This is a genomic window from Streptomyces sp. SID9727 (genome assembly GCF_010550605.1).
GTDB lineage: Bacteria > Actinomycetota > Actinomycetes > Streptomycetales > Streptomycetaceae > Streptomyces.
Genome location: NZ_JAAGNI010000338.1, coordinates 1 through 4,898, shown reverse-complemented (window position 1 = coordinate 4,898; position 4,898 = coordinate 1). Strand labels below are relative to the sequence as shown.

Annotated in this window: 5 protein-coding genes; 4 read left to right on the top strand and 1 reads right to left on the bottom strand. The window is 71.5% G+C overall.

Going from position 1 to position 4,898, the window contains the following annotated elements:
• On the top strand, nt 1-191 hold a 191-nt coding region (locus tag G3I41_RS23000), incomplete at its 5' end, for an adenosylcobinamide-GDP ribazoletransferase (protein WP_203601525.1).
• A gap of 72 nt (nt 192-263) precedes the next feature.
• Here the strand turns inward: G3I41_RS23000 and G3I41_RS22995 are convergent.
• The gene (locus G3I41_RS22995; protein WP_164402291.1) at nt 264-1,115 is read right to left on the bottom strand and encodes an endo alpha-1,4 polygalactosaminidase; all 852 of its coding nucleotides are present in this window, start codon (nt 1,113-1,115) and stop codon (nt 264-266) included.
• A 218-nt stretch (nt 1,116-1,333) separates the two neighbouring features.
• Between G3I41_RS22995 and G3I41_RS22990 the strand changes: the two genes are divergently transcribed.
• The 3 genes from G3I41_RS22990 to G3I41_RS22980 all read left to right on the top strand — a co-directional run.
• Nucleotides 1,334-2,887 carry a leucyl aminopeptidase gene (locus tag G3I41_RS22990; protein ID WP_164402290.1) on the top strand — a complete coding sequence of 518 codons (1,554 nt, stop codon included), beginning with the start codon at nt 1,334-1,336 and terminating at the stop codon, nt 2,885-2,887.
• A 257-nt stretch (nt 2,888-3,144) separates the two neighbouring features.
• Nucleotides 3,145-4,533 (top strand): dihydrolipoyl dehydrogenase, encoded by a 1,389-nt coding sequence (gene lpdA / locus G3I41_RS22985; RefSeq protein WP_164402289.1) that lies wholly within the window; start codon nt 3,145-3,147, stop codon nt 4,531-4,533.
• A gap of 60 nt (nt 4,534-4,593) precedes the next feature.
• Nucleotides 4,594-4,898, top strand: a 305-nt coding sequence (locus G3I41_RS22980; protein WP_343242210.1) for a biotin/lipoyl-containing protein, incomplete at its 3' end; no start/stop codon positions are given.

Here is a 4,898-nt window from a genome sequence, read left to right as displayed (position 1 = left end):
CGGGGGCGGGGGCGCTGCTGGGCGGGTACGGGGCGCTGCGGTACGCGCTGGCCGCCGTGGCCGCGCCGGTGGCGGCCGGGCTGCTGCTCCGGCACTGCGTGCGGCGGTTCGGCGGGGTGACCGGTGACGTGTTCGGGGCGCTGGCGGAGACGGCGGCGACGGTGGCGCTGGTGTGCCTGGCGCTGGGCTGAGGAACGCCCAGGGCGTGTTCCGAGAGTCCCGCCTGTCCGGCCGGGCGGACGGCGCTCCTTCCGTAACACGCCTCAGGCGCAGCTCTCGCGCTCCACACCCAGCTCGTACTCCTTGCGCAGGGAGCTGAGCCCCAGCTTCCGGGACTGGGCGCAGAACTCCGCCGCCGGCAGCTCGTACTCCACGTGGAAGACCGCCTTGCCCGCCTTCACGAACGGGGTCAGCTCCTCGCATTCCTCGTACTGCGCGCACTGCTCGTTGACGGCGAAGTCGAAGTCCCCGACCAGCTCCGGGATCTGCGGCAGATCGTTCTTGAGTCCGACGGACATGCCGTGGCGGTGGACCAGGCGGGCGATCAGGCGGTTGTAGCGCAGCTGGTCGGCGGCGGTGAGCGGGAAGCCGCTCTTGTTGCGGTAGCCGTCCATGTTGTCCGGTTCGACCGCGTCGAACCCCTTCTTCGCGCACCTCGCGATCCGGGACTCCATCAGCGGTTCCAGGACCTCGGTGCGCCGGATGTCGAGCCAGCGCTCGCCCTTCCAGCCGTTGCCCTTCCCGAGGACGGCGGTGGGGAAACGGGCCGCGTCCGGGCGGAAGTCCTCCCAGGCGCCGGTGGAGAGGTAGCAGATGACCTTGCGGCCCTTGCGGTGCAGTGCGGCGACCTCGGCCGCCGTCCGGTCGAAGCCGTCGATGTCGTACACCGGGGCTTCCACCGAGGTGTCGAGCTTCCCGGACAGCTGCCACTGCCAGTCCGTGCCCGGCGCCGGCCGCCAGCGCGCCGGCGAGGGCCGCGCGGAGCCGTCCGCCTTCCCCGCCGGGGCCTTCTCGCCCCCCGTGGAACAGCCCGTCAGCATCGTGGTCAACGCCAGTGCGGTGACGGCGAGGACGCCGCGCGCCCCGCTCACCCGTGCGGCCGTGCGGTCGCGCATCGTTCTCCCAGGTCCACCGGGACGATCTTCCCGGGACCACCACCGTACGACGGCCGCGCACCGCGCCGGCACCGCCTACGGCCCGCCGCCGTGAGCGGGCAGCAAAGGCGCGCGTAGGCTCATTCCCGGCACATTGCGGCCGCGTCTACGATGCGCCGGGCACGGTCGGCCCACCCACTCGACCGAAAAGAACTCAACGGAAGCGAGATTTCACCACCGTGACTGCTCTCACTCTCAGCACTGCCGGTGCGGCGACGCTGCGCGCCGACGCCCTCGTCGTGGGCGTCGCCAAGGGCGCTGGATCCAAGCCCGGGGACCTGGTGCTCGCGCCGGGCGCCGAGGCCGTGGACAAGGCGTTCGGCGGGAAGCTCGCCGCCGTCCTGGCGACCCTGGGCGCCTCGGGTGCCGAGGGCGAGCTGACGAAGGTCCCCGCCCCGGAGGGCCTGAAGGCCCCCGTCGTCATCGCGGCCGGTCTCGGCAAGGCCCCCGAGAAGGACGGCGCGTACGACGCCGAGACGCTGCGCCGGGCCGCCGGTGCCGCCGCCCGCTCACTGACCGGTTCGAAGAAGGCCGGCTTCGCGCTGCCCATCGGCTCCGTCGAGGACGCCGAGGCCATCGCGGAGGGCGCCCTGCTCGGCGCGTACGCCTTCACCGCCTACCAGGCCGGTGAGAACAAGCTGGCCCCCAAGGACGCGAAGCCCGCCGGCGCGAAGCAGGCGCTGGCCGAGGTCGCCGTGCTCGGTGCCAAGCCGCGCGACAAGGCGTTCAAGGCCGCCGCCGAGCGCGCGATCGCCCTCGCCGAGGAGATCAACCGCGCCCGCGACCTGGTCAACACCCCGCCCAACGACCTGTACCCCGAGTCCTTCGCCGCCGTGGCCACCGCCGCCGGCAAGGAGCACGGCATCAAGGTGCAGGTGCTGGACGAGAAGGCGCTCGTCAAGGGCGGCTACGGCGGCATCCTGGGCGTCGGCCAGGGCGCGGAGCGCGGCCCGCGCCTGGTGAAGCTCGCCTACACGCACCCGAAGGCGGAGAAGACCCTGGCCCTCGTCGGCAAGGGCATCACCTACGACTCGGGCGGCATCTCGCTGAAGCCGGCCGGCCACAACGAGACGATGAAGTGCGACATGGCCGGCGCCGCCGCCGTGTTCGCGACCGTCGTCTCGGCCGCCCGTCTGGGCCTGCGCGTCAACGTCACCGCCTGGCTGGCGCTCGCCGAGAACATGCCGTCCGGCAACGCCACCCGCCCGGGTGACGTGCTGCGCATGTACAGCGGCAAGACCGTCGAGGTCCTGAACACCGACGCCGAGGGCCGGCTCGTCATGGCCGACGCGCTGACCCGCGCGTCGGAGGAGAACCCGGACGCGATCGTCGACGTGGCGACCCTGACCGGCGCGATGGTGCTGGCCCTGGGCAACCGCACCTTCGGCATCATGTCCAACGACGACGCCTTCCGTACCTCGATCCACGAGATCGCGGAGGAGGTCGGCGAGGCGTCCTGGCCGATGCCGCTTCCGTCGGACCTGCGCAAGGGCATGGACTCCTCGACCGCCGACATCGCCAACATGGGCGAGCGGATGGGCGGCGGCCTGGTGGCCGGCCTGTTCCTGAAGGAGTTCGTGGGCGAGGGCATCGCCTGGGCCCACCTGGACATCGCGGGCCCCGCCTTCCACGAGGGCGCCCCCTACGGCTACACGCCCAAGGGCGGCACCGGCTCCGCGGTCCGCACGCTGGTGAAGCTGGCGGAGCGCACCGCCGCCGGCGACCTCGGCTGACCGGCCGGAAACGGCCTCCTCCACGGCCCCGGGCATACGTCCGGGGCCGTTGGTGTTCCCCACCGGGAAGGACGATCGACCGTCCCGGACCCGGGCCCCGCGTCCCGCCCACCGTCAACAAGTGCGAAGATGGGTTCTCGGCAGGACAGGGCCCCCACCACAGGGCCGAAGACAAAGCGGCCGCACACCAGCCGACCGGCCGGTAACACCCCGAGGACGGGGCCCGGCGTACGGCGCACATGCATGGAGGACGTGACGTGGCGAACGACGCCAGCACCGTTTTCGACCTAGTGATCCTCGGCGGTGGCAGCGGCGGGTACGCCGCGGCCCTGCGCGGAGCGCAGCTGGGCCTGGACGTCGCTCTGATCGAGAAGGGCAAGGTCGGCGGCACCTGCCTGCACAACGGCTGCATCCCCACGAAGGCCCTGCTGCACGCGGGCGAGATCGCGGACCAGGCCCGCGAGTCCGAGCAGTTCGGTGTCAAGGCCACCTTCGAGGGCATCGACATGGCGGCCGTCCACAAGTACAAGGACGACGTGATCTCCGGCCTGTACAAGGGCCTCCAGGGTCTCATCGCCTCCCGCAAGGTCCACTACATCGAGGGTGAGGGCAAGCTCTCCTCCCCCACCTCGGTGGACGTGAACGGCCAGCGCGTCCAGGGCCGCCACGTGCTCCTGGCGACCGGCTCCGTGCCGAAGTCGCTGCCGGGCCTGGAGATCGACGGCAACCGCATCATCTCCTCGGACCACGCGCTGAAGCTGGACCGCGTCCCGAAGTCCGCGATCGTGCTGGGCGGCGGCGTCATCGGCGTCGAGTTCGCCTCGGCGTGGACCTCCTTCGGCAGCGACGTGACGATCGTCGAGGGCCTGAAGCACCTCGTCCCGGTCGAGGACGAGAACAGCTCGAAGCTTCTTGAGCGCGCCTTCCGCAAGCGCGGCATCAAGTTCAACCTCGGCACGTTCTTCCAGAGCGCCGAGTACACGCAGGACGGCGTCCGCGTGACCCTCGCCGACGGCAAGACCTTCGAGGCGGAGGTGCTGCTGGTCGCGATCGGCCGCGGCCCGGTCTCGCAGGGCCTGGGCTACGAGGAGGCCGGGGTCGCCATGGACCGCGGCTACGTCCTGGTCGACGAGTACATGCGGACCAACGTGGAGACGATCTCCGCCGTGGGCGACCTGGTCCCGACGCTCCAGCTGGCGCACGTCGGCTTCGCCGAGGGCATCCTCGTCGCGGAGCGGCTGGCCGGTCTCAAGACCGTCCCGATCGACTACGACGGTGTCCCCCGGGTCACGTACTGCCACCCCGAGGTCGCCTCCGTCGGCATCACCGAGGCCAAGGCCAAGGAGCTCTACGGCGCGGACAAGGTCGTCGCGCTGAAGTACAACCTCGCGGGCAACGGCAAGAGCAAGATCCTCAAGACCGCGGGCGAGATCAAGCTCGTCCAGGTCAAGGACGGTGCCGTGGTCGGCGTCCACATGGTCGGTGACCGTATGGGCGAGCAGGTCGGCGAAGCCCAGCTGATCTACAACTGGGAGGCGCTGCCCGCCGAGGTCGCGCAGCTCATCCACGCCCACCCGACGCAGAACGAGGCGATGGGCGAGGCGCACCTGGCGCTCGCCGGCAAGCCGCTTCACTCCCACGACTGACCCGTCGACCGGGCGCGACGACCGACCACTTCCGCATTTTCGTAAGGAGCAACTGAAACCATGTCGGTTTCCGTAACCCTTCCGGCGCTCGGCGAGAGCGTCACCGAGGGCACTGTCACCCGCTGGCTGAAGGCCGAGGGCGAGCGCGTCGAGGCCGACGAGCCGCTGCTCGAGGTCTCGACCGACAAGGTCGACACCGAGATCCCCGCCCCCGCCTCCGGCGTCCTGTCGTCCATCAAGGTCGCCGAGGACGAGACCGTCGAGGTCGGCGCCGAGCTGGCGATCATCGACGACGGCTCGGGCGCCCCGGCCGCCGAGGCCGCTCCGGCCGCCGAGCCGGCCGCGACCCCCGCCCCGGCCGCCGC

Coding starts and splice junctions, on each gene's coding strand:
- G3I41_RS22995 (WP_164402291.1), bottom strand. CDS start 1,115: ATGCGCGACCGCACGGCCGCACGGGTGAGCGGGGCGCGCGGCGTCCTC.